General features: G+C 61.2%; 21 protein-coding genes. 8 read left to right on the forward strand and 13 right to left on the reverse strand.

What is annotated here, in order from left to right; all coding sequences use genetic code 11:
* Positions 1 to 63 precede the first annotated feature (63 nt).
* Both BX592_RS08175 and BX592_RS08180 read right to left on the reverse strand, forming a co-directional pair.
* The gene (locus BX592_RS08175; RefSeq protein WP_243849389.1) at positions 64 to 984 is read right to left on the reverse strand and encodes an NADP-dependent oxidoreductase; all 921 of its coding nucleotides are present in this window, start codon (positions 982 to 984) and stop codon (positions 64 to 66) included.
* Between the two features lie 90 nt (positions 985 to 1,074).
* Positions 1,075 to 2,262, reverse strand: coding sequence for an MFS transporter (locus BX592_RS08180; RefSeq protein ID WP_134191162.1), 1,188 nt, complete (start codon positions 2,260 to 2,262; stop codon positions 1,075 to 1,077).
* 161 nt (positions 2,263 to 2,423) lie between these two features.
* On the opposite strand from BX592_RS08180, the gene BX592_RS08185 reads away from it, so the two are divergent.
* Together BX592_RS08185 and BX592_RS08190 are read left to right on the forward strand one after the other, a co-directional pair.
* Complete coding sequence (locus tag BX592_RS08185; protein ID WP_134191163.1) at positions 2,424 to 3,422, forward strand: GlxA family transcriptional regulator; 999 nt, start codon at positions 2,424 to 2,426, stop codon at positions 3,420 to 3,422.
* Positions 3,423 to 3,633: 211 nt separating this feature from the next.
* Complete coding sequence (locus tag BX592_RS08190) at positions 3,634 to 4,515, forward strand: glycoside hydrolase family 16 protein (protein ID WP_166676321.1); 882 nt, start codon at positions 3,634 to 3,636, stop codon at positions 4,513 to 4,515.
* An 18-nt stretch (positions 4,516 to 4,533) separates the two neighbouring features.
* Here the strand turns inward: BX592_RS08190 and BX592_RS08195 are convergent, their stop codons facing one another.
* Complete coding sequence (locus BX592_RS08195; RefSeq protein WP_134191165.1) at positions 4,534 to 5,691, reverse strand: methionine aminotransferase; 1,158 nt, start codon at positions 5,689 to 5,691, stop codon at positions 4,534 to 4,536.
* A gap of 64 nt (positions 5,692 to 5,755) precedes the next feature.
* Entirely contained in the window at positions 5,756 to 6,082 is a 327-nt protein-coding gene (locus tag BX592_RS08200) for a DUF2934 domain-containing protein (protein WP_134191166.1), read from the reverse strand.
* Between the two features lie 230 nt (positions 6,083 to 6,312).
* Here BX592_RS08200 and BX592_RS08205 point away from each other — a divergent pair, with 230 nt between their 5' ends.
* Positions 6,313 to 7,218 (forward strand): 2OG-Fe(II) oxygenase, encoded by a 906-nt coding sequence (locus BX592_RS08205; RefSeq protein ID WP_134191167.1) that lies wholly within the window; start codon positions 6,313 to 6,315, stop codon positions 7,216 to 7,218.
* Positions 7,219 to 7,293: 75 nt separating this feature from the next.
* On the opposite strand, the gene BX592_RS08210 is transcribed toward BX592_RS08205, so the two are convergent.
* Complete coding sequence (locus BX592_RS08210) at positions 7,294 to 7,971, reverse strand: hypothetical protein (protein WP_134191168.1); 678 nt, start codon at positions 7,969 to 7,971, stop codon at positions 7,294 to 7,296.
* A 458-nt stretch (positions 7,972 to 8,429) separates the two neighbouring features.
* Between BX592_RS08210 and BX592_RS08215 the strand changes: the two genes are divergently transcribed.
* From BX592_RS08215 to BX592_RS08225, 3 genes are all read left to right on the forward strand, one after another.
* On the forward strand, positions 8,430 to 10,421 hold the full coding sequence (locus tag BX592_RS08215) for an alkaline phosphatase family protein (RefSeq protein WP_166676322.1): 1,992 nt from the start codon (positions 8,430 to 8,432) through the stop codon (positions 10,419 to 10,421).
* A gap of 97 nt (positions 10,422 to 10,518) precedes the next feature.
* Positions 10,519 to 11,775: a cytochrome-c peroxidase gene (locus BX592_RS08220; RefSeq protein ID WP_134191170.1), complete on the forward strand. Its 1,257-nt coding sequence runs from the start codon at positions 10,519 to 10,521 to the stop codon at positions 11,773 to 11,775.
* A gap of 94 nt (positions 11,776 to 11,869) precedes the next feature.
* Entirely contained in the window at positions 11,870 to 12,490 is a 621-nt protein-coding gene (locus tag BX592_RS08225; RefSeq protein WP_134191171.1) for a hypothetical protein, read from the forward strand.
* A 186-nt stretch (positions 12,491 to 12,676) separates the two neighbouring features.
* Here the strand turns inward: BX592_RS08225 and BX592_RS08230 are convergent, their stop codons facing one another.
* Positions 12,677 to 13,279, reverse strand: a complete 603-nt coding sequence (locus BX592_RS08230; RefSeq protein ID WP_134191172.1) for a uracil-DNA glycosylase family protein — start codon at positions 13,277 to 13,279, stop codon at positions 12,677 to 12,679.
* 302 nt (positions 13,280 to 13,581) lie between these two features.
* On the opposite strand from BX592_RS08230, the gene BX592_RS08235 reads away from it, so the two are divergent.
* Positions 13,582 to 14,310: a hypothetical protein gene (locus BX592_RS08235; RefSeq protein WP_134191173.1), complete on the forward strand. Its 729-nt coding sequence runs from the start codon at positions 13,582 to 13,584 to the stop codon at positions 14,308 to 14,310.
* 65 nt (positions 14,311 to 14,375) lie between these two features.
* The gene (locus BX592_RS08240) at positions 14,376 to 15,299 is read left to right on the forward strand and encodes a lysozyme inhibitor LprI family protein (protein ID WP_134191174.1); all 924 of its coding nucleotides are present in this window, start codon (positions 14,376 to 14,378) and stop codon (positions 15,297 to 15,299) included.
* Positions 15,300 to 15,328: 29 nt separating this feature from the next.
* On the opposite strand, the gene BX592_RS08245 is transcribed toward BX592_RS08240, so the two are convergent.
* The 7 genes from BX592_RS08245 to BX592_RS08275 all read right to left on the reverse strand — a co-directional run bounded on the left by BX592_RS08245 (position 15,329) and on the right by BX592_RS08275 (position 22,749).
* Complete coding sequence (locus BX592_RS08245; protein ID WP_134191175.1) at positions 15,329 to 16,345, reverse strand: hypothetical protein; 1,017 nt, start codon at positions 16,343 to 16,345, stop codon at positions 15,329 to 15,331.
* Positions 16,346 to 16,495: 150 nt separating this feature from the next.
* Complete coding sequence (locus tag BX592_RS08250) at positions 16,496 to 17,767, reverse strand: RNA polymerase sigma factor (RefSeq protein ID WP_134191380.1); 1,272 nt, start codon at positions 17,765 to 17,767, stop codon at positions 16,496 to 16,498.
* Positions 17,767 to 18,135, reverse strand: coding sequence for a YciI family protein (locus BX592_RS08255; protein ID WP_134191176.1), 369 nt, complete (start codon positions 18,133 to 18,135; stop codon positions 17,767 to 17,769). The genes BX592_RS08250 and BX592_RS08255 overlap by 1 nt, the downstream gene beginning before the upstream one ends.
* A gap of 124 nt (positions 18,136 to 18,259) precedes the next feature.
* Positions 18,260 to 18,580 (reverse strand): DUF4148 domain-containing protein, encoded by a 321-nt coding sequence (locus tag BX592_RS08260; RefSeq protein ID WP_134191177.1) that lies wholly within the window; start codon positions 18,578 to 18,580, stop codon positions 18,260 to 18,262.
* A gap of 90 nt (positions 18,581 to 18,670) precedes the next feature.
* Positions 18,671 to 20,053, reverse strand: a complete 1,383-nt coding sequence (locus tag BX592_RS08265; RefSeq protein ID WP_134191178.1) for a DUF6513 domain-containing protein — start codon at positions 20,051 to 20,053, stop codon at positions 18,671 to 18,673.
* A complete protein-coding gene (locus BX592_RS08270) occupies positions 20,032 to 20,631 on the reverse strand; it encodes a flavoprotein (RefSeq protein ID WP_134191179.1) in 600 nt (199 codons plus the stop codon). Before BX592_RS08270 ends, BX592_RS08265 begins: the two co-directional genes overlap by 22 nt.
* Positions 20,632 to 20,676: 45 nt before the next feature.
* The gene (locus BX592_RS08275) at positions 20,677 to 22,749 is read right to left on the reverse strand and encodes a sigma-54-dependent Fis family transcriptional regulator (protein WP_134191180.1); all 2,073 of its coding nucleotides are present in this window, start codon (positions 22,747 to 22,749) and stop codon (positions 20,677 to 20,679) included.
* Positions 22,750 to 23,152 lie beyond the last annotated feature (403 nt).

Raw genomic sequence — 23,152 nt, forward strand, 5'->3', positions numbered from 1 at the left:
GCCGCTACCCGCGGATCGCGACACGCCTGCACGAAGATTGCTTCAACGCACGGTCGGCAAGCATCACGGGATAAGAACAATTTTTCCGGGCTTGTGCGCCGCTCCGTCCAGCATTTCGTGCGCGCGGCGTGCATCCGCGAGCGATAGCGCTTCGCCTAGCCGTGTTTTTAGCTGACCGTCCGTCGCGAGGCGCCCCAGCTTGTTCAGAATACCGGTGTCGACGTTCACCAGCAGGAAGTCGGAACTGACGCCTGGCGGAAGCTTCGTCGTATCGGGTTTCTGCACAGCGGAGACCACGATACCGCCCGGCCGTACGAGCGGATACGACCGCTCCAGTGCTTCACCGCCGACCGTATCGATGACGGCATCGAAGCTGGCGGAATAAGCGTCCACGCCGCTCATGCGTCGCTCGATGATTTCGACCGCACCCAAGGACCGCACGTGATCCGCGTGAGCTTCGGACGCCGTCGCGACCACGTGGGCACCCGCAAGCTTCGCGAGTTGTACCGCGTATCCGCCGACATTTCCGAAGCCGCCCAGCACAAGGACACGCTGTCCCGCTTTGACGCTTGCGAACTCTCGCAGCATCTGCCATGCGGTCACCGCTATAACAGGCACTGATGCGGCTTCCTCGAAAGTCATGCTGGAAGGCTTGGCCGCGATCATGTCGACCCGGGCTTTCGCATACTGCGCATAGCCGTCGGTAAAGCGACGGTTGGTGACGCCGAAAATCTCGTCGCCTTCGGTGACTTCCATTACGCCGCGACCCACCTTGACGACCACTCCGGCGATGTCGGAACCTGGCGTTAAGGGCAGTGGTTGAGGAAGCACGCTTTTGCCCGCGCGAATCCACGCGTCCCACGGACCTACGCCCGCAGCCATCACCATCACGATCACCTCTCCTTCACCTGGCGAAGGAACCGGAAGCCGGCGCAGTTGCAACACGTCCGGTCCGCCAAACTCGTCGATTTGAACTGCTTGCATCAACGCTGCCACTTTCTGCTCTCCTTGATCGCCGTCTGTGCAATCGCCTGGATTGCGCGACGGCCTGTTGAATGCGGGTTGCCGGTCTGTTCAATTCGCCTGTTCATGATGCAGTCGTGCATGTTGCTCGCTCGCCCCGGTGGTTGTCCGGCGATACGCGGCTTCGGACAGGATGAACGCGACCGCGATCAGTCCCGCACCGACGATACTCAGGTAATGCCGATCAATGAACAGTAGAATCAGTCCTCCCAGTACCGCGGAGCACGCAAGACCTGTATAGGTCGCGGTGTTATTGAGCGCAAGCACCAACGGTGCGGCTTGCGGCGCCAACGCCACGAGGCGATGTTGCTGCGGCACAAGAAGACCCCAGCCGCACAGGCCCCATACGATCAGTGCGATCGTGGCGCCGGCGAGATGACTGGAAGTCCACGGTAGAGCGCAGAAATTGACGACGGCAATCCATAACCCCGCGTTGACAATCGTGCGACTCGGAAAGCGATCGACGAGCCGCCCGCATAGCAGATTGCCCACCGTCCCCGCGATGCCCCAAAAGAGAAGCATGCCGGCGAGCATGCGTTCGTCGCCACCCGTCACGCGATCCAGAACGAGGCCGGCGTACGTGTAGACCATCAGGAATCCTCCAAACGCAAACAGGGAGGTGAGGAGGGTCAGCGCAATGCGGACGTCGCGCACCGGCGCCAGCCGCTCTCGCAACGTCACCATCGGCGGCTTCGGGGGCGAGTGCAGCATCGCCCAGACAGCAGGCAGCGTGATGAGCCCTAGCAGTGTGACGAACCAGAGCGTGGTGCGCCAACTGCCGAACCCTCCGATAAACGTGCCGATAGGCGCACCGAGCGCCGTTGCCGCTGTTAGTCCGGCGGTTACGATGGCAAGCGCTCGACCTCTTTTTTCAGGGGCCGCAAGCGCGGCGGCAACACCGAGCGCGGTGGGGGAGAACAGCGCCGCGCCAAATCCTGCCAGAACACGGCTGAGAAGCACGGTATGCACATCCGTTGCAACGGCACTCATCGCATTGCCCGCGACGAAAATGGCTAGTGCCAGCACGAGTACGAGCTTGCGCGGCCATGCACTCGTCACGGCGGCCATCACCGGCGCCATCAGCGCATAGGACAACGCGTAAAGGGTAACCATCTGGCCGGCGACGCTGACCGACGTATGCAGCGATCCGGCAACGCCCGGGAGGATTCCGGCAACGACAAAGTTGTCCGTGCCCATTGCAAACATGCCGAGCGCCAGCGTGAGTAATCGACGATCCATATCCACTTTCCGTACTGGTCTACTCATGTTTCGAACGCGACTCGACGCCAGGCGTTAAATGCGTGAATACATGAAGACATGCGCAAAGAATAGGGATTGTTGACCGCGTCTCAAACGTCATATATACATTCGATTCCGGACATGCCGCAGGAGGACACAACATGCACAGGATCGGCTTTGTCGTGTTCCCCAACTTTTATATGATGGGTTTTGCGGCCATCACGGCCTTCGAACTTGCGAATCTCGTCCTTGAAGAGACCGCGTACGAGGTGACGGTTCTTTCGGAAACGGGCGGACCCGTATCGGCATCGGCGGGCATTCGCGTCGAGAGCCAGCGTTTCGACGACTCGGTATTCGATACGGTCATCTTCGCGTCGGGCATCGACACCGACCTCGCTTCACCCGCCCTGCTTGCTTTCATCAGACATGCGCTCGAAACGTCGCGGCGCGTCGCGGCTCCCTGCACCGGCGCGTTTGTTCTGGCGGAAGCGGGCGCGCTCGACGGTCGTCGTGCGACGACGCATTGGCGATTCGCGGATGATCTGAAGCGCCGCTTTCCGAAAGTAGCGGTCGAGGAAGATCAGATTTTTATCGTCGACGGTTCGGTCTGGACGTCGGCGGGCATGGCGGCCACACTCGACATGGCGCTAGCGATGATCGAAAAGGATCATGGCAAGGACGTCTCACGTACGGTAGCGCGCAAACTCGTCGTCTACCATCAGCGTGCCGGCGGGCAGTCGCAGTTTTCCGCGTTGCTCGAACTCGAGCCGAAATCGGACAGGATCCAGAAGGCGATTGACTACGCGAACTCACACCTGCGCAACGCATTATCAGTGGAAGAACTGGCCGAAGTCGCGAATCTGAGCCCGCGCCAGTTCAGTCGCGCTTTCACTGCGGAAACCGGTCAGTCGCCTGCGAAGGCCATCGAGCATCTGCGTGTGGAAGCCGCCAGGCTGATGCTCGAGCAAGGGCGCCATTCGATGGATGTCATTGCTAATGAAGTTGGCTTTTGCGACCGCGATCGGATGAGGCGCGCATTCGTCCGTACGTTAGGGCAACCGCCGCAAGCGGTTCGGCGCGTCGGCAGAGAAAGCCGCGCGGCGCCGGAACTGCGGGCGGATAGCGATGGCACGTCCTCGTCATCGGCGTTGGACACGTGACGCACGTCGGGTTCGCACTTCAGTTCAGAACGCTGCGATGCTCGTAACCGAAAATTTCTGCGGATAAACGCCTTTTCAACACATTGCTTGTGCGCCGTCGCACAGAACCCCGCGAAGCGTTTTGCGACATTGATATGACGGATGCGTAAAGGGGCGTGCGATGAGTCGTTTGAGTCAGGTGATAACCGTGGCTTCGATATCGGTTGTATCGATGCTGGTTGCCGCAGTGAACCCCGCCGCGACCGCGGACACGGTGTCGGCGGCCATGCCTGCCGCGACCCATGTTCGACAGAGTGGCGACATCGACTTGACCGGATACACGCTCACCTTCGAAGACAATTTCGATCGTCTGAGTCTTGCCACGCACTCGCCGAAAGGCCATGCAACCTGGCTTCACATTCCGCCGTACGGCCCAGCCGGTAACTACTCCGCTTCGAAGTGGGATAGCCATGCACTCAGCGTTTCCGGAGGCATCCTGTCCATCAAGGCGTACATGGACCCAGCCGGCACCTGGCGTTCGGGAAACATCTCGTCGATGGACGAAACGGGTCAGGGATTTGCGCAACTCTATGGTTATTTTGAAGTTCGCGCACGAATGCCGAAGTCCGGTACGGGTTCCTGGCCCGCGTTCTGGCTGATGAGTTCAACAACCATCAACAACACATCGGGCAAAAGATTCTCCGAGATCGATATCTTCGAGTGGTACGGCAAAACATACACAGACAACCACGCTATTATTTCGGAGGTGTCACACAACTGGGCGCCCGGCGGCGCGCATGGCGAGGGAGCGGAATTCTACTCGCCCTACACGCCGATGCCGAACGGTGCGAAACCCTGGGAGGACTACCATATTTACGGTTGCCAGATCGACCCCGTACACATCACGTGGTATATCGACGGCATTCAGACCAATCAGATCCCGACCTCCGACGCCGCCGCGCATATGACGGGACCTTACTACATGATGCTCGATTACGCGCTCGGCGGCGGGTGGCCTATTGACAAGGTTGTCAACGATTCCACGTTCGATATCGACTGGGTGCGCGTCTACGCGTTACCGGCGTCGGCGAGCCGGTCCGGTAGCGGATCGTAGTCGACACCGCTGACGGCGTTATAAATCGGGGCTTGATAGCAGACGCCCACCCTCACGCAACACATCGTCATGCTGGCAGAAGCTAAGACGGATCTTGCCTGTCGGGGCGTCGTCGCTGTAGAAATGCGATAGCGGGATCGTGCCGACACGTTTGCGCCGTAGCAACTCCAACACAAAGTCTCGATCAGTGCTGTTCGAGACTGCGGTGAAATCGGCCAACAGGAAGAATCCGCTGGCGCAAGGCCGAACCTTTAGTGACGATTCCTTCATCGAATCGATCAGGAGGTCGCGTTTCTTCTGGTAGAAATCCGACAGACCCACATAGTTGGCAGGATCTTCAAGCACAGCTGCAAGCGCGATCTGGAACGGTGCAGGCGCCGAGTAAACCAGATACTGGTGGACCATCCGTATCTCTTTCATGATCTCAGCCGGGGCCACGCAGTAACCCACGCGCCAGCCCGTGACATGAAAGGTCTTGCCGAGCGAAAAAATGACAACACTGCGTGCGGCCAGCTCCGGATACTGGGCCATACTGCAATGGGCCTTTCCGTCGTAAACCATGTGCTCATACACTTCGTCGGACAGGATGACGATGTCAGTTCCGCGTGTCAGCGACGTCAAGCGTTCGATGTCGTGCTGATCCAGCACCGCACCCGTTGGGTTGTGCGGGCTGTTGATCACGATCATGCGCGTACGCGGCGTAATCGCTGCTGCAACTTCATCCCAGTCGATTTTCAACGTATCAAGCGGGATCTTGATCGGAACAGGCGTAGCGCCTTGCAGGCGAACCGTGGGCTCATAGCACTCGAACGCAGGTTCGAAATAGATCACTTCATCGCCAGCGTGTACGAGGGCCGTAATTGCCGCGTAAGCCGCTTCAAGCCCACCTGCGGTGACGGTAATTTCAGTGTTGGGGTCGTACTGCGCGCCATAAAGCCTGGCTGTCTTATCGGCCAGCACCTGACGTAACGCGAGCACGCCAGGCATCGGCGAGTATTGATTGAAACCGTCGCGTATAGCCTGAAACGCGGACTCGACCAGATGTGAGTTGGGCGTAAAACTGGGTGCGCCCTGCCAGAGGTTGATCGCTTTGTATTCGGCGGCGAGTTGACCGACGACTGAAAAAATGGAAATCCCGCCTTTCAGCTTGGATTTCAAAACAGGAGAACCTTGCATTGTCAGGATAAGAAAAGTTTGTGGAAACGGACAACGTTTGCGGTACCGGCCGGCAACCGTGTGATTACTGGCGGTCGGTCTTGTTCCCGAGTGCGTTGGTGAGCAGACCCCGTGCTGCTGTCGCCTCGTCAATGGGCGCGGTGATCGAGGCCTCTTCGTCCAACATCGCTTTTGCCTGGGTGAAGTACTCCGCGAGCTGGCCACGCCGACCGTCCTGTTCCCAGAGGTATCTGGCACGTATCCGGAGTTTTGCTTCAATGGATTCTTCGTCGTTCACTTTGGAAGTCTCTTTGTTTGCGCACGAAAGGTGGCGCGCAGGGACATCGCAAAATGGAAAGGGAAGCCAGGTGTAAGCCTCCGTCGCAGGAAGGGTGTCGGTGCGCACCGGCATCTTTAGAACACTCCACTGCGTTGATTATTCCGACAGATTTTCTGTAGGTGGTGCGGGCGGCAAACAATGCGATTGCGGGCACGCAGGTCGTCGTCGTCAATGCGAACACGGCGGCCGTAAGCGTCGCGACGAGCTAAACCGGCCCATTGAAAAGGCGGACAGTCGCTGACACGCGATTGTTGTGATCGGCCTGTAGGATTCGCGGATATTCATGAAAGGTCCGCTTTAACATGCTCGTCAATTTTCCCGCGGATGTGCGCAACTGGCTGATCGCGGAACTGAACCGCGGCACACCGGCGCAGGCCATTAGCGCGCAACTGCAAGCGCAGAACATCCCGTCGCAGCTGGCCGACGCGCTAGTAAGCACGGTCGCGCGCGCTGTCGCGGCAGGTGTGCCGCCGCCGGCCGGCCGTCTGGAAATCGACGACACGCCGTTCGCCGCGCTGCCTTACCAGCCCGAACCGTTGCATCTGGGTACCGCGCCGATTCTCGACGGCGGCGACCGTCGTGTCGACGTGCTCGCGCGTCTCGAGCGTCCGACGCTTGCGCTGCTCGGCAATCTGCTCGACGACAACGAATGTGCGGAACTCATCGCATTCGGTGCGCCGCGTCTCGAACCCGTGCGCGTTGTCGATCCGGAAAGCGGCCAGGACGTGGTCGACAAGCTTCGCAATAGCGAAGGCGTGTTCTTCCATCTCGCGCAGACACCGCTGATCGCGCGCATCGAAGCGCGCATTGAACGGCTTACCGGCATACCGGCGGAAAATGGCGAAGGCATTCAATTGCTGCGCTACCGCCCCGGTGCGCAACATACGCCGCATTTCGATTTTTTGTCACCGGCTATCGAAGAAAATAGAAAGTCGATCGAGCAAAGCGGTCAGCGAATCGCAACCTTGATCATGTATTTGAATAACGTCGAATCGGGTGGAGAGACGTTATTCAATGAATTGGGATTTTCCGTTTTACCGCGTAAAGGCAATGCGCTCTATTTCCAGTACGGCAATCGGCTCGGACAGACCGATCACGCGTCCGCGCATGCCGGCATGCCGGTCGTCGCCGGAGAAAAATGGATCGCAACAAAGTGGCTGCATCCGCGCCGTTTCATCGCGCGCGGCAGCGCCGCTGCTCAGATGTAGCATTGACCTGCCGACGCACTACGTGACATTTCGCGGCACCATGCGCAACACGCGCACGGTGCCGCATTCGTTCGCTTACTGATCGAGCCAGACGCCGACGAAGTTGTGGTCATGCCCGCCCGCCACGGTGCCATGCTGCACCACCGCGATATGACGCGTGCCGTCCGCGGTGATGTAGAGGAACGGGATCAGCCAGTCGCCGGCGTTGCCAGCCTCCTGGGTTTCCAGCAGCGATGCCGGAGGCGGTATCACAACCGGGTTAGGGCTATTGCGCACGTCGGTGATCGACAAGATCGCATTGCCGTCGACCGTCAACTTCGAATGCTGCGTTTGCGGTGTCGGCAAGCCGTCGCGCAGGCAGTTTTCGTAGTACGTCGGGAACGAAGTGCCCAGCAGCAGCGCGACGTTTTTGATCGGCAACCCTGCGATTGCAACCACTTTCGACTTGAGCGGCGTGTTGCCGGCCGCCGGATTCGGCGCGCCAGTCGCATCGGGTTCACACGCCTGAATGATGCCGGGGAACAGCACCGGCTGCTGCGGAGGAATCACGCCGAGCGTGACACCGAGCGTCGGCGTGCCGCCTACCGTCATGTTCCCGTCGTTCGCCGCATCCGGCGTCAGCGTCGCATAGTCCGCCGAGTTGATCGACAGCTTGCCCGTGGTCGAACCCGCCGCGAAGCTCACTTCAGCCGGAACCCCATCGAGACCGGAATCGGTGTCGCGCACGGCTGTGAACACTTGCGACTGATTCACCGCCGGCGGCGCGCTTGCCGGTTCAGGTGCGCTTGCGCTGTTCGGCGCGGAAGCGGTTGACGTGGGCGGCGAGTCGTTTCCACCACATGCCGCGAGAGAAAGCATCACTGCGAGAGCCGGCGCCACCATCGCTGCTGTTTTTATTGACCGCATCTTTGTCCTTTTCTGATACCGATTGATATGAAATGACAACGATTTCCTATCAATTTTTCTTTGGGGGGAAGGGAATCGAAACCGGCCGAAGTGTAGGGACGATTTGTGACAGCAAAGCTTCAATTACAAGTCGCTATAAAGACACTGCGATAGTGCCGACAATCAGTTAAGTATCGTCATAAAAAAGTAATCGAGATGTATAGATAATGCGCCCCGCTATCGGCTTGCATGCCGAACCGAAGTCATCTCGCAGCGCAGATGGTGCAAGACCACGATCCCCCGATTCCCTACGGAGCAGAAAAACAATGAGTCCCCGCTTTAAGGCCGCGCCGCCGAAGTTACGCGCAACTGCGGTATCCGCATCGACGCTGTTCGTGATGGCCGTTGCTCCCGCGTTGCTCGCGGCGTGTGGTGGCGGCTCCGATGGCGGCACGAACGTGTCGCACGCCGTCGCGACGCAGAAGGTGCAAGGCAAGATGGCTGCGCAGTACCCGAACGTCACGGTCTGCAGCGACGACAACAACAACGGTGCTTGCGACAGCAACGAAGCGACTACCACTACCGATGGGCACGGCAATTTCACGCTGACCACGACCGCGACGAACCTGCCGGTTGCAGCGGTGATTCCTGCGAACACCGCGTTTATCGATCCGGCGACGGGTGCGGCAAAGACCACCGCGAAGGCAATGGTTCTGCGCGCACCGGCCGCGGCGAATCAGATGTTGAGCCCGCTTTCGACCGAAGTGGTGCGCGAGATGGCCGAGAGCAATATCGACGAGAAGACGGCGGTCGCGAACATCGCGGGGCGTCTGGGTGTCGCCGCTGCTGACGTGCTGGCCGATCCGTCGACGATCACCGACGCCACGAAGAAACAGGCGCTCGCGACCGAGACGACCATTCTGACGAACCGCTTCGAACTCGCGTCGACGATGGTCGCGCGCGGCGACGTTTCGCCGACGACCGGCAAGCCGGTCACGATCGCGGAAGCCGAGCAGACCGCATTTAACCTCGAAGGCGTGCCGCGCTTCGACAACCTGTTCGTGATCATTCTCGAGAACCATACAAACAGCGCAATCGACGGCTCGCCGTTCGCGCCGAAGATTACCGCGCTGCTCGACCAGGGCAACCGCGCGACCAACTACTACTCGACTGGCCAGCCTTCGCAGCCGAACTACATGGCGCTCGGCGCCGCGGACGATTTCGGCGTAACCGACGACTCGTCATGGTGGTGCATGCCGACCGGCGACACGCGCGACGCGCCGACCGATGGCATTCCGGCCGGCCAGAGCCCGTGCAACAAGAGCACGGTGCACAACATCAAGAATGCCCGCAACATGTTCACGACGTTGCGAAACGCCAGCTTGACGTGGCGGGTCTACAACGAGTCGATGACGCCGGGCCAGGATGCGCGCGTCAACAGCTCGTCGGACTCCACGCAGATCGCGGCCGACAACAACGATCCGACCATCATGCTGCCGCGGCCGGGTAGCCTTTACGCGCTCAAGCACAACAATGCGGTGACCTTCGACGACGTTCGCAACGACGGCGAATTCCAGAAGGAAATCCGCACGATGGGCGGCGGGCAGTGGGACACGGCGGCGGCCGCGACGGCGCCGGCCGGCTGTAACTTCGACCAGCTCGGCACTGACCTGCAGACCGGCGACGTCGGCAACCTGAACTACCTGATACCCGATCAATGTGACGACATGCACTCGGTGACGCCGAAGGACGTCACGGGTACGAAGACGGCAACCGACTGTTCGGGCGGCAACGCGAGCATCACGCGTGGCGACAACTACACGGCCGCGCTTGTGCAGAAAATCCAGTCGTCGCCGCTTTGGGCGAACCGCAACAAGAAGGTCGGCATTGTCATCATGTTCGACGAGGGCAACGGCAACTTCCAGGGCACCGCATCGTGCTGCGGCTGGAACGCAGCGGGTACTGCGGTCAACGCGCAGGTCGGCGAGCCTGCCACGCTCACGCAGCCGGTCGCTGGCTACAGCGCGGGCAACCAGGGCAACGGGCCGGTCATTTTCGGCGTGCTGACGAACCAGCAGAACGCGCCGACGGGGCTGAAGGATGCCGATCAGTACAGCCACTTCTCGTTCGTGCGCACGATGCAGGACATGTTCGGCCTGTCCGACCCGGCTGTGCCGACGAGCTATATGAACCGCTCGAAGTACACGCAGTCGTTTATTGCCGCGAACCTCGTGTCGCTGCCTGAGTTCCAGGGCAGCATCGACCCGCACTACGACTCGGTGCGCCCAATGTCGTCGGTGTTCACGCTGAAGAAGTAACGGTAGAGATAACGAAGCCGTTCGCGTGGATGCGACTTGCCGCGCGATGTTTGGCGCGCGACCCGGCTAGGTCGCGCGCGTACTGACTGGAACAGCTATGCGTATAGCCTTGCTTGCAGGCGTCGTCGCCGCGACACTGATTGCCGTGGCATGCGGCGGCGGTGATAAAAACAACAGCCAGCAGCAATCGGCGTCCGCGCCGGGTGCCGCGTCCGCACCGTCCGACGCGCCGCAACTGGGCATCGCCGCTCAGGTCGGCGCGAAAATGTTCTTCGATAGAACCTTGTCCGGGTCCGGCAAGATTTCGTGCGCGACCTGTCACAGCCCGGATTTCGCTTATGGCCCGCCGAACGGTCTCGCGGTTCAGCTTGGCGGCGTCGACGACAACACGCCCGGTGTGCGCGCCGTGCCGTCACTGCGCTACAAGGAGTTCACACCGCCGTATTCCGATTTGCTCGACAACCCGGACGGCGTGACGCCGCCAGGTCCCGGTGGCGGTTTCACCTGGGATGGCCGTGCGGACTCGCTCGCGAACCAGGCGAAGATCCCGCTGCTGTCCACGTACGAAATGGCAAACAGCAGCCCGGAAGCGGTGGTCAACGCGTTGAAGGCCGGTCCTTATGCGGCGCTCTTCAAGCAGGCGTTCGGCAACGATGCATTCAGCGATCCCGCGAAGGCCTTCAATATGGCGATTTCCGCATTGCAGAGCTTTCAGCAGGAAGACCCGAGCTTCCATCCGTACACGAGCAAGTTCGATCTGTTACGGCATAACCAAGGGAATTATCTGACCCCGCAGGAAATGCACGGCCTGCAGCTGTTCAACGACGAAAACAAGGGCAATTGCATCGCGTGCCACCTGAGCGGCAATGCGCAAGGCGGCAGTGTCGCGCCGTTCACCGACTATTCGTTCGAAGCCGTGGCGCCGCCGCGAAACATGGAAATTCCCGCGAACGCCGATCCGACGCACTTCGATATGGGCCTGTGTCAGGCCGCCGATACTGGTCACACGCCTGCGAATGCAGCGAAGTTTTGCGGCATGTTCAAAACGCCGACGCTGCGCAACGTCGCGACGCGCCAGTCGTTCTTCCACAACGGCGTGTTCCATACGCTGCGTGACGTTGTCGAGTTCTACAACAAGCGCGACACGAACCCCGAGCTTTATTACGCGAAGGCCGCTGACGGCAGTGTCAATGTTTATGACGATCTGCCGGCGCAGTATCAGCCGAACATCGATATGACCGTGCCGGTCGTGCATACGCGCGGCGCTGCGCCGGCGATGACGGAACAGGAAGTGGACGACCTTGTTGCGTTCCTCGGCACGCTAACCGACGGCTTCCAGCCGCCGGCGAGGTGACGCAGATAAGTGACGCAGATAAGCGACTCACAAAACAGATATTCGATTGAGCGCGCCTTCGGGTGCGCACCCTGGTTGGAGTAGCAGGCTGAACATGAAGAAACTGAACTGGTTGAAAGCGTGGTGGTTGCCCGTATGTCTGCTTGCCGCATGCAGCAGCACGCACAACGATGAGCCGAATCGCGAGAACCTCACCGCGGCGCTGTCGAGTTTTCTCGACGCGCATGGCGACATGTGCATCGGCAAAATGAAATGGCCGATCGATATCACGAAGGACGAGGCGCAACAGCGCACCGCGAATTCGCTGCAGTTGCCGGTGCTGGAGAAAGTCGGCCTTGTGCACAAGCAGCAGATCTCCGATTCGACGATGCGCTATACGCTCAGCGACGAGGGCAAGAAGTACTACCTGGACAAGCAGCTACCGAGCATGGCCGCGAATGGTACGGTCACGATGCACCAGGGCGATGTCTGCTACGGCAAACTGCATATCGACAAGGTGATCGGCTGGGATCTGCCCCATAACGTCAATGGCACCGAGCGCACGGTAATTACCTACACGTACACGATCGAGGCCGCGCCGTGGACCCGCGACCCGGATGTGCAGCGCGTGTTTCCGGTGGTCGCGATGGTCGTGCGAAGCGGCGGGGCGCTGCAGCTAAAGCAGGTCGTCGTGCTGACAAAAGACGGCTGGCAAGGCGAGATCGGTTTTAGCTGAGCGTGCGCGTTCGTGTGTGCTACCCGCGATCAGCTGCGTTTAACTCAAAGAACTTGCGCGACGCGTACGACGTCTGCGCGCTTTCGAGCAAAAATGGGACTTGCTGTGCTCGCGTCATTCGCGACGAAGACCCGCAGGTTGGCGGTTGTGCTCGTGCAATGAGTGCGACTCGCACCCAGCAGCAGCTTATGTGCTGCGACCTGCAGACAACGCCTGCGCGACGCGCTCGCGCAGTGTCGGCAATACCTCGGCTTCGAACCACGGATTGCGCTTGAACCACGCGATGTTGCGCGGTGACGGATGAGGCAACGGAATCAGTTGCGGGCTGAAGTCTCGCCAGCGTAAGAGGGTGTCGGTCAACGACTTGCCGTACGCTGCGCCAAGTCCAAAGCGCTGTGCGTATTGACCGATTAGCACCGTCAGCTGGACCGAGCGCAGCTGTGTTAGCAAATCTCGATGCCAACGTGCGGCGCATTCGGGGCGTGGCGGCAAATCACCACTTGGGCCGCGACCCGGAAAACAGAAACCCATCGGCACCAGCGCAAATTTCGCGTCATCGTAAAAGGCGTCGTCGTCGACGCCGAGCCAGCTGCGCAAGCGAGCACCGCTCGCATCGCTCCATGGAACGCCTGACGCATGCACTCTCGCGCCCGGCGCCTGGCCAATAATCAGAATGCGCGAGTGTTCGGACGCTGCGAGAACGGGACGTGGCGCGTGCGGCAGCGAGGGTGCGCAAAGGGTACACGCGCGGATATCGCGCAGCAACGCCTCTAAAGGGATTGGCTTCATGACTGTCTTGCCGGATGATGGCGTGGCCGCGTCGCCGCGACTGAACACGTGATCCGCGATGATACGCCCGGGCGGTTGTGGCCGCAGCGCCGGTGTCCTCGCCGCCCGGCAGGTCCACGCGCCCAGCACGTAGAACAGCGTGGCAATGCCGTTTCTCAGTCTCGAGCATCGGTGCGACGCGAGTAGTGGGTATTAAACCCGCGCAACGGGGCCAGATTCGACCTCAAGTTTTTCGCTAGTTGTCCGATAAAACGCGAAACGACAAATCTCCGGTAACCCGCCCCTCCTGAATGGAATGACTGATGCGACTCCTGTCGAAACTCTTGAACATCGGTGCAATCGCGGCGCTCACTGCACTCACGGGCTGCGGCACGCCGCCGGTCGCTGAGGTCGATGCCGCGAAGATTCGCACGATCCACACCGTCACAGTGATCTACCCGGGTAAAACGGTCTATGGTGGCGCGCGGGCCCAGGTGCCCGCTGCTGCCGGCGGCCTGCTCGGTATCGCGCTCAATAGCCTCACAAGCGCCAACACGGCAAAGGAGAATGCCCGCTCGCTTGATGATCTTGTCACCGCAAAACTGGGCGATACCAAACTGAACCGCCGCTTTACCGATGGCATTGAAGCAGCGCTGCGCGCGCACGGCTATGTCGTCAAGGAAGCCGACGCATCCGCGCCTACGCTACCGACGTTTTCGATGGATGACCATTTCGACTGGCATGCAAGCGGACCGGCCTATCGCGATAGCGACGCCGTCCTTCTGATTCGCGTGACGCCGATGTACAGCTCAAACGGACCGATGAGCGCCTATACCCGTTTCGTTAGGGGCGAAATCGTGATGTTCACAGCCGATACGCACGAAGCGGTGTTCCGGCAACGCGTCTACTGGATGAAAACCATCGACCCGTACACCTATCACTTCATGCAGGACATCGAAGCCGATCTCCCGCGTGCGATCAGCGGCCTCGACGAGAGCATGATGGCCCAGGTCGACCTGTTCGATAAATCGTTGTCCAGCGACGCGCATTGAAGCAGGGCGACTATATTCAGGTGACCAGCGAAGGGCGCTGATGCTTCGGATATTGAGGAAAGTCGATGCGCAGCATGGGGTCTCCACGCACTACGCGCACGCCGGCGCAAAGCCTGGCCAGACGGTTGCTTTTCTGGCTTTGCGCCGCTGTGCTGATGCTTCCCGGGGCTGTACTGGCGATGGACTTCAGGATATACGATCAGCCGCAACTCAAGCTGAAGATGGTGATTGCGGAAGGAAGGATTCAGGATGGCGATGCGGAGAAGTTTGCTGCGTTCGCCCGACAAGCTGGCCGCGACGCTGAAGGGCTCGTCGTTCTTGTTTTGAATAGCCCCGGAGGCAACGTCGAAGCCGCTTTCCGGCTCGTCGACGCAATGGATAAGGTGCGCGTCCATACCGTGGTTCCGGATAACGCCCAATGCGCGTCCGCTTGCGCGTCGATCCTGTTTGCTTCAGGAGAGCGGCGCGGAGTTGTGGGTACCGGGCGACTTGGTTTTCACAGCTGCTATCGCCGCGATGGGCGAACCTTCGAGGAAGATTCGCTTTGCAACGAAATCATCGCAGCGAATGCGATGCAAAGGGGCGTGAGCCAGGCGGGGATCAATCGTTTCGTCACGCAATATGGCGCGACAGACATGGCGTGGGTCGGGCGGGACGTCGCGTGCAGGTCCCTGCCGGGGCTGTGTAGGCCGGGGCTGCTGGAAATTCACCGCGGGACGACGCTTGCCTTAATGCGTAGTTTCGATTGCAGCAAGCTGATATCGCTCCAGGCGCAACTTGTTTGCGGGGATGAAGAGCTAACCCGCGTCGATAGCGCATTGACGGAAATCTACGGCCAGAAGTTAAAGGCCACCACTAACAAGGCGCGGCTACGGGCGGATCAACGGACATGGCTTCGCCAGTCTCGCAACCTGTGTGACGACAAAGCGTGTCTGCTGCGAAGCTACCGCCTGCGCATCGACGAACTTAAGCGGATGCGTGCGTCATGACGCTTTGCCCGGCCGCGTGACGACGCGCGCTACCCCAGGCCGCGCATCACATCGTCGAATCGCAATCCGCCTGCCGGCATTTCACGTCGAGGGAAGCACACCAGCACGAAAGCGCGTGTTCGCGGCGGATCGCCGGGAATGCGCGCAAAGTGAAACTCGATTTCATGGCACCCTGGGCCGTCGTTTTCCCGGATCACATTCATCAGGTCAATGCGAATGCGCTTGCTGCTGACATACAGATGCGCCGCTGGCGCCGTCAGAACCTCGCATATTCCTTTCAGTTGAAGGTCGTATGTTCTGGTCGGCATTCTGAGCTCGCTCAGGTTACGCGCATTTTCTTCGAGCTGTGCCTGTAGATGCGCCAGTTCCGCGGCATCGTCGAGCGCCTCGCCGCCTACGACCGAACGCATGCCCACACCTTGCCGCTCCAGCAGGGTCGTGCGCGCCTGCACCAGCTCGCGAGCCTCATCGAGCAGTTTGTCGCGATCGGTCGCCAGCTTGGCCATTCCCTCCAACACCAGCTGATCGAACAACCGATGGCCGATCTCCTCACGCAGCTCACGCTCGCCGCGGCTGCACATCCGCACCTGATGATCGCCAAACAACAATGAAGTCTGCGGCACGTCGTAGCGCACCTGATCGCCCTCGGCTTCAACACCGAGGAAATGACGCTCTTTCATCGCCATGCCGAGCGCCGCATAGGCTTCGGCTGAATCCGGATGTTGATCGAAGAACGAACGCAGTTCTTCGGAACGGCCAAAGGCCTGCACGAGATCGTCTGGCGTAGCGAAGAATGCGCGCAGGGCTAAATCGGACGACCATGCCTGCTGGTCCGCCTGGTGCGCGACCGGCAATGAAGCCAGTAACGTGTCGATGTGCTGCAGCGACGCAACCACGCCAGGTTTGAGACGCTCCTTGTAGTGCGACGCCCGCTGCAAACGCGGATACATAGCCAGTACGCGGTTGACCCCATCGTCGATTTGCGCCGCGATTTGTGGGGCAATCTGTACCCGATCGCGACCGAGGAGCCAGTTGAGCAGTCCCATCTGTCGATCCTTCACGAGGTTGCTGGCGATAGCTTTCACTGTCCGGGCGGACGCCAGTCATTCGATATGGTGGATCGCCTCGCGTGCATGGCCAATTGGACCAAGGTCCTATCCCGATGCTGGTCGCGTAACCGACACCAGCGCGCCGCGCTAGCGGTTCGACGACGATAACAGCGCCATGCGCTTGCACTGCAAAAACCGGCGCACGGCCGGATCGCGCTCGAGACCGATCGCAAGCCCATATGCGTCGAGCGCGTCAGTCGTCGCGCCGGCACGCGCGAGCAGATCCGCGCGTGCGGCCCAGTACGGCTGGTAGTCGGCGAGGCGCGGATCGTCCCGATACGGCTCGAGTGCGTCGAGCGCCGCCTGCGGACTGTCGCGTTCGGCGAGCGCGAGCGCGCGGTTCACCGCGACCACCGGCGATGCGGCAATCGCGAACAGCGCGTCGTATAGCTGCACGATTTCGCCCCAGTTCGAGCAACGCGTCTGGCAGCGATGCACGTGTGCCGACTGCAACGCGGCCTCGAGCTGAAAGCGTCCGATTGCGTTGAACGCGTTTGCGCGCCGCAGCAGCGCGTCGGCAGCGGCGATCATCGGCGCGTTCCATGTTGAGGGATCTTGCGCGGACAGTGGCACGTAGTCGCCGGCGGCATCGCGTCGCGCATCGCGGCGCGCCTGCGCATACAGCATCAACGCAAACAGGCCGAGCGTCTCGGGCTCCTCGGGCAGTAGTTCCGCGAGCATCTGCGCAAGAAATAGCGCTTCGCCGGCGAGATCGCGCCGCTCGGTATCGCTGCCGACTGGGTCGGTCCATCCTTCGGCATACGTTGCATAAACCGCTTCCAGCACCGCGGCGAGCCGGCCCGGCAGCTCCTCCCGCTCGGGCACGCTGAACGGAATACCCGCTGCGCGGATCTTGTTCTTAGCACGCACGAGGCGCTTGCTCATTGCAGCGGGCGACATCAGGAACGCCGAGGCAATTGTCTTCGCTTCGAGTCCGAGCACCACCTGCAGCATCAGCGGCGTGCGAATCGCGGCCTCGAGCGCGGGGTGCGTGCATGCGAATAGCAGCGCAAGGCGACGGTCGGGCAACTCACGCGTTTCACGTTCGTCGAATTCGTCGGCGAGGATTGCGAGCTGGTGGGTCACGTCGTCGCCGATCCGGCGATGCCGCGCGCCATCGATCGCGCGGCGGCGCGCCACCGTCATCAACCATGCTTCGGGGTTGGCGGGGCAGCCGCGCTTGGGCCAGTCCGCGAGCGCGGCGGCAAAGGCGTCGGCCAGCGCATCTTCGGCCGCTGCCAGGTCGCGCGTGCGCATCGCCAGTAGTGCGACGAGCTTGCCGTAACTGCGGCGGGCGACTGCCTCGGCAATCGATTGGGCGGCGCCGTTCGCATCACCGCCGCCGCCGGACGGACTCATCACGCCGATCGCGCGTCTTTCGGAGCGGTCCACACCGGGCGTACTTCGATGGTGCCGTGCGCCGCGCCGGGACAGCGCGATGCCCACGAGATCGCCGCGTCCAGGTTCGGCACGTCGATCAGGTAGTAGCCGGCGAGTTGCTCCTTCGAATCGGAATACGGCCCGTCGAGCACCTGCGGCTTGCCGTCGACGAGGCTTACCGTGGTCGCCGTGCTCGTATGCTGCAGCCGGTTGGCTCCCACCAGCGCCTGCGCTTTCTGCAACGATTCGGTGTATGCCTGATAAGCGGCGACGCCTTGCTGCCGCTCGCTGTCGGTCATCTGGTTCCAGCTGTTTTCTTCCGAATAGATCATCAAAAGATATTGCATATGAGCCTCCGTCATAGAGTTGAGGCGGGTGAACGTATCGGGCCGCCATCACAATGACGCGCGGGCCGCATGCCGACGGACAGGCGGTGCCGAAATAAATCTCGAACGGGCGTGCGCTTGTGCGCTATTGACTCTGCTTCGCCTGCGGACATTCCGCCTGATACCAGGCATCGACCTTACGCTGCGCGTCCTGCAGATCTTGCGGATAGTACGGATCGAAGCCCAATGCCGGGCGGTAACCCGCTTTCTCCAGCGCGGACAATTCGCTCAGATTCAGCTTGTGGGTGGCCGGTGCGTCGTGTTTGACCGCGGTCAGGTCCGCGCATTCCGTTGCGCTCAGATGGTTTTGCGTACCTTGTTGCGCGCCGCCCGCGGCACAGCCAGCGAGCGAAAACGCTATTGCCAATGCAGCCAGCATCGGCCAGACGTTGAGTGGGTTTTTCATGTCGCGTCTCCGTTCGATGACGACGCAACGCTATCACGCCTCGCGTCTTCCTGGCGGCGAGCCTCGGCATTGCACAAAGACGTCGACCCGTCAGCCCTTTTTCTTCGTGCTTCCCGGCAGGTGCCACGCGGTGAGATCCTGCTCAGGCCGCTCGACCGCGCAGCCCCAATCGAGCGGCTCATCCTGATCGAAGCGCTTGCCGAGCTGCCATGCGATTTCCGCGCGCGCCAGTTGCACGCCCAGATAGAACGCGTGACCGCCGTCGTCTTCGACCTTCAATTGCGGATAAAGCTGGAATGGGTCGGTGGCTTTCAAATGGCCGTCGCGGTTGTACACATGAATGCCGTCGCCCGACACTTGCACGCGAAAATTCGGATCGCGCACGCCGGCCGCGAATTCCGCGATCTCATCGGCGTTATACGGAAACGGCCGCTTTGCATGCAATGCGGCGAGTGCGCCCGATATGCCTTTCGGCAGCACTTGCTGCTGTTCGGCCACATGCATGATGCGGCGCGCGATATCCGCTTCGCGCACCGCGCGCCGCGCATGCAGGCTCACCGACGTCGTGAGCACTGCCGCGATGTGCAACTCGGCCGCGATGCCGAGTAGCAGTGCATTGATTCCGGTCGTGTCAGCCTCGGTCAGCTCGGTGACGTTGCCGATGCCAAGCATGATCGCGATCTGCGGATAGCGCTCGCGTAGCGCGACGTATCGCGCAACCGACGCGGCAAAGCCGAACGGAATCGGGTCGAGAATCGGATCGGCGAGAAACGGCTTGCCGCGTGTGAGCATCGCATCGATCGCCTGATGCAGCGATGCGGTATCGCGCGGCTCGCGCGCGACGACGATCGGCGTCGCCGGTACTTCATCGGCAATCCACAAGGTGTCCGCGTTCAGGCTCATCAGATAGTCGGCGCCTGCGCGGCCGCCGCGCAGCAGTTCATCGGTGAGCATCGAATCGACGCTGACGCGATAGCCGGCGTCTTTCAGCATCCGCACCGCGTCTTCGAGATGTGGAAACGGCGTATCGGGCAGGCAGCCGACATCGATCACATTCGCGCCTTCGTCCGCGAAGCGCTTCGCGCGCGCGGCGATGCCTTCGAGATCGAGCCGCGGCGCATCGACGATTTCCGCGAAAATTTCGGTCTCGTAACGCGACAGATCGAGCTTGCGCGCCGCCTGTCCGAAGAATTGCGGCAGGTCCTTGATCTCATCGGGCCCGCGCTGCACGGGCAAACCGAAATGTGTGGTGAGCGCTTCCATATCGCCGCGGCAGCGGCCGGGCACAATCATCCGGTTTGCGTTGAGTGGCAGCGGCACGCGCCGACGGATCATGTCCGCGGTCATCAGCCCGGCGACTTGCAGCCCGATTTCGCGCACTTCCCACGTGAACGTCGGATTCGCGAAGCCTTCGAGCACCTGCACGACGCTTTTTTCGGCCAGCCTGCCAGTCAGGAAGACGATGTGTTCCATGCGAGCCCGAGAGTCGACAGCCGTTGCGTGAGCGCGGCGCGCAGATCGTCGAGCGAGCGCGCGACCGTCGTGTGTTCGATCCGCGCGAGCCGCTCGACGTTCTCGAGTTCGATCGCGCGCGGCCGCAATTCGACCCAGTCGTGCGGACTTTGCGTGATCACGGTAGGCTCGGTGTCGCATGCGAAAACGATGCCGGGCACGCATTGTTTGCCGGCTTGCGCATACAGGTTGGTCGGCAGCGTGTCGGAAATGCCGAACGCGCACTTCGCCACCGTATTACTGGTTGCGGGCGCAATCACCACCGTGTGGTAAAGGCCTTCGTACAGCATGCCGACCGGCACGCTGCTCGCGCTGTTGTCGCGCATCACGCGGAAATGCTCACGCAGCTTTGCAATCGGCCAACCGTACAACGGCAACACTTCTTCGCCGGCCGCGGACAGGAACATGTCGACGTCTGGCAGTTGCAACGCCACATCGATCGATTCCTCGATCATATGGCCGGAGCCCGTCACGCACCATGCGAAGCGCGCGTCGGGCCTGAATTCGCCGGGGCGGCGCGCGGGCGTCGGCGCGCTCATGAACCGTATAGCCGTGAGGCCGGCGACAGGCGTGGGTGTCGTGCGTCACGCATCATTGAGCGAGGAAGGCGTGTCGTGCGAGAGGCGGATATACAGTCTGTGCATCTTCCGATACAACGTGTTGCGGCTGATGCCGAGCGTCTTGGCGACGTTGCTGACGTTCCACCGGTGTTCATCGAGCATCGCAAGCACGGTTTCGCGTTCCTTGATCTGAATCGCGTTGAGCGTCGATACATCGCAGTCGTCCGGCAACGCCGGTATCTCGTGCATCGCGGCCGGCACTTCGGTTGCGCGTGCAACGGTCGCGGGCGCGCCGCTGCCTTGCATGATTTCCGGCGGCAAATGCGCACAACGAATTTCCGTGCCGTCGCACAGTGCGATCGCCATCTGCAGCACGTGCCGCAACTGGCGGATATTGCCCGGCCACGCATAGTTGAGCAGCGCCTGGCGCGCTTCCGCGCTGAGCGCCGGTGCTTCATCGGATTCGCTGTCGAGCAGATGCTGGATCAGCGCGCCGATGTCCGCGCGCTCGCGCAATGCGGGCAGATTGATTTCGATGCCGCTCAAACGGTAATACAGGTCTTCGCGGAACATCCCCCGCTGCACAAGGTCGAGCAGGTTGCGGTGGCTCGCGCTGATCAGCTGGAAGTCCACCTTCAGCGTGGTCTCGGTGCCAAGCGGCGTGACCTCGTGCTCTTCGAGCACGCGCAACAGACGCGCTTGCAGCGCCATCGGCATATCGCCGATCTCGTCGAGAAACAGCGTGCCGTTGTTGGCCTGCACGATCTTGCCGCGCCGTCCTTCACGCTGCGCGCCGGTAAAGGCGCCGGCGCGGTAGCCGAACAGCTCGCTTTCGATCAGGTTTTCCGGCAGCGATGCGCAGTTCACCGCGACAAAGCTGCCGCCGCTATTCGGGCTGATGCTATGCAGCGCGTTCGCGAATACTTCCTTGCCGGTGCCGGTCTGACCGCGCAGGATGATCGGTATCTTCCGCTGGATCGCGCGTGCCGCGAGCTGGATTTGCGATGCCATCCGCGGGTCGCCGAATTCGAGTTGCGACAGCTTGTCGAGACGGCTGCTGGCAAGTGCGCGGGTTTCCTTGGTCTTTGCCACGCGGCCGCGCGGCGCGGCATCGCCGGCCGGTGCGCGCGGCGAAGGCAGCGTCGAGAACGCACTGGCAAATGTGGTCGCATCGCGCGGCGTTTGCGCGACGAGGAAAAAGCGGTTGTTCGTATGCGCGCCGTAGACGGTGACCGGATGGAACGAGCCGCGAATGCTGCGTGCCACCATATCTTCAAGAGTCGCGCTAAACGCTTCTTCGATCCGTTTGCCACACAGTTGGTCCGGCGAGCGCAGATCGAGCTGGAATAGCGCGCTGCGGCTGGCCGCGAGCACGATGCCTTCGTCGTCGACGGCGAGCTTGCCCGCGTGCAGCGTGCCGACGAATTCGGGCCGGCTGTGGAAGTGGACCATGTTCGCGCGCCGGTAGCGCGAGTCGATCAGCCGGTTCTCGATCATCTGCCGCGACATGCCGACCAGCACCAGCGAGTGCTGCTGTAACAGCTTCGAGTGGCTCGTCACGTCGAGCACGCCGATCACCATGCCACGGTCGTCCATGATCGGCGCGGCGGAGCAGGTGAGTGACGTGTAGCGCGGATAGAAATGCTCGTGCTGATAGACCGCAAGGCATTCGCGTTCGGCGAGACAGGTGCCCATGCCGTTGGTGCCGGCGGTACGCTCGCTCCATACCGCGCCAACGCGCAATCCATCCGCGGCGACGGCCTCGCTGAACGGCACCGACGATACCTGATGCACGATTACGCCATCCGCATCGGTCAGCACGACCGCGAGACTCGGGTCGGCGAGCTGCTGATACAGCGTGGTCATTTCAAGCTTCGAGCACGCGATCAGGTCGGTCGCCGCTTCGCGGCGCGACGACAGTTCGTGTTGCGTGAGCACGGGCGGCATGATGAAGCGGCCCGGGTCGAGACCGAACTCGTTCAGGCAGCGCGTCCACGATTGCGCGACCGAATCGCTCGTCTGACGCGCGGGCGACTGGTTGTGGACCGTGTTCAGAACATCTCGAATGTGCGAGTTGGTGTCAGCGAGCGATGACATGTTGGGGCGTCTCCATTGCGTTCGGCTTATCCGCACCGGGTTAGCGGCGCGCCGACGCCTTTATATATGTGTACCTCTTCCCCTGTGCGCCGCGCGATTCTGCGTCGCGCATCCGCCAAGCCACAACCACAGCACAACGGCCAGACAATTGTAGGCAACCGCTTCATTGTCTGCTTGCGAACACTCTACAACCGATAGCGCCGGTCATCAATAAGTAGTCTTATAAGGACCGCATTGCCGTGCGCGCTTTTTGCTTAACGTGACATGCCGCGTTCACATTTCATGCTTATACACTGTGCAACGGCGGCGGTCAATCGGTTCAATCTCTACTACTTGAATGCCGACAGGCGGCGGAGTCACCCTTATGGAGCGTTTCGATGCAATTCGCGCGATCCGGCAACCG

It is taken from the genome of Paraburkholderia rhizosphaerae (assembly GCF_004366595.1).
Taxonomy (GTDB): domain Bacteria; phylum Pseudomonadota; class Gammaproteobacteria; order Burkholderiales; family Burkholderiaceae; genus Paraburkholderia; species Paraburkholderia rhizosphaerae.

What these genes read in the sequence shown, in the direction of transcription:
- BX592_RS08270 (WP_134191179.1), bottom strand. Translation starts at nt 20,631, where the DNA reads ATGAGCGCGCCGACGCCCGCGCGCCGCCCCGGCGAATTCAGGCCCGAC.
- BX592_RS08175 (WP_243849389.1), bottom strand. Translation starts at nt 984, where the DNA reads ATGCAAGCAGTTCAAATCGACGAGTTTGGCGGACCGGACGTGTTGCAA.
- BX592_RS08220 (WP_134191170.1), top strand. Translation starts at nt 10,519, where the DNA reads ATGCGTATAGCCTTGCTTGCAGGCGTCGTCGCCGCGACACTGATTGCC.
- BX592_RS08230 (WP_134191172.1), bottom strand. Translation starts at nt 13,279, where the DNA reads ATGAAGCCAATCCCTTTAGAGGCGTTGCTGCGCGATATCCGCGCGTGT.
- BX592_RS08255 (WP_134191176.1), bottom strand. Translation starts at nt 18,135, where the DNA reads ATGCAATATCTTTTGATGATCTATTCGGAAGAAAACAGCTGGAACCAG.
- BX592_RS08265 (WP_134191178.1), bottom strand. Translation starts at nt 20,053, where the DNA reads ATGGAACACATCGTCTTCCTGACTGGCAGGCTGGCCGAAAAAAGCGTC.
- BX592_RS08185 (WP_134191163.1), top strand. Translation starts at nt 2,424, where the DNA reads ATGCACAGGATCGGCTTTGTCGTGTTCCCCAACTTTTATATGATGGGT.
- BX592_RS08215 (WP_166676322.1), top strand. Translation starts at nt 8,430, where the DNA reads ATGAGTCCCCGCTTTAAGGCCGCGCCGCCGAAGTTACGCGCAACTGCG.
- BX592_RS08195 (WP_134191165.1), bottom strand. Translation starts at nt 5,691, where the DNA reads ATGCAAGGTTCTCCTGTTTTGAAATCCAAGCTGAAAGGCGGGATTTCC.
- BX592_RS08200 (WP_134191166.1), bottom strand. Translation starts at nt 6,082, where the DNA reads ATGCCGGTGCGCACCGACACCCTTCCTGCGACGGAGGCTTACACCTGG.
- BX592_RS08190 (WP_166676321.1), top strand. Translation starts at nt 3,634, where the DNA reads ATGCTGGTTGCCGCAGTGAACCCCGCCGCGACCGCGGACACGGTGTCG.
- BX592_RS08260 (WP_134191177.1), bottom strand. Translation starts at nt 18,580, where the DNA reads ATGAAAAACCCACTCAACGTCTGGCCGATGCTGGCTGCATTGGCAATA.
- BX592_RS08205 (WP_134191167.1), top strand. Translation starts at nt 6,313, where the DNA reads ATGCTCGTCAATTTTCCCGCGGATGTGCGCAACTGGCTGATCGCGGAA.
- BX592_RS08180 (WP_134191162.1), bottom strand. Translation starts at nt 2,262, where the DNA reads ATGGATCGTCGATTACTCACGCTGGCGCTCGGCATGTTTGCAATGGGC.
- BX592_RS08245 (WP_134191175.1), bottom strand. Translation starts at nt 16,345, where the DNA reads ATGGGACTGCTCAACTGGCTCCTCGGTCGCGATCGGGTACAGATTGCC.
- BX592_RS08275 (WP_134191180.1), bottom strand. Translation starts at nt 22,749, where the DNA reads ATGTCATCGCTCGCTGACACCAACTCGCACATTCGAGATGTTCTGAAC.
- BX592_RS08225 (WP_134191171.1), top strand. Translation starts at nt 11,870, where the DNA reads ATGAAGAAACTGAACTGGTTGAAAGCGTGGTGGTTGCCCGTATGTCTG.
- BX592_RS08235 (WP_134191173.1), top strand. Translation starts at nt 13,582, where the DNA reads ATGCGACTCCTGTCGAAACTCTTGAACATCGGTGCAATCGCGGCGCTC.
- BX592_RS08250 (WP_134191380.1), bottom strand. Translation starts at nt 17,767, where the DNA reads ATGAGTCCGTCCGGCGGCGGCGGTGATGCGAACGGCGCCGCCCAATCG.
- BX592_RS08240 (WP_134191174.1), top strand. Translation starts at nt 14,376, where the DNA reads ATGCGCAGCATGGGGTCTCCACGCACTACGCGCACGCCGGCGCAAAGC.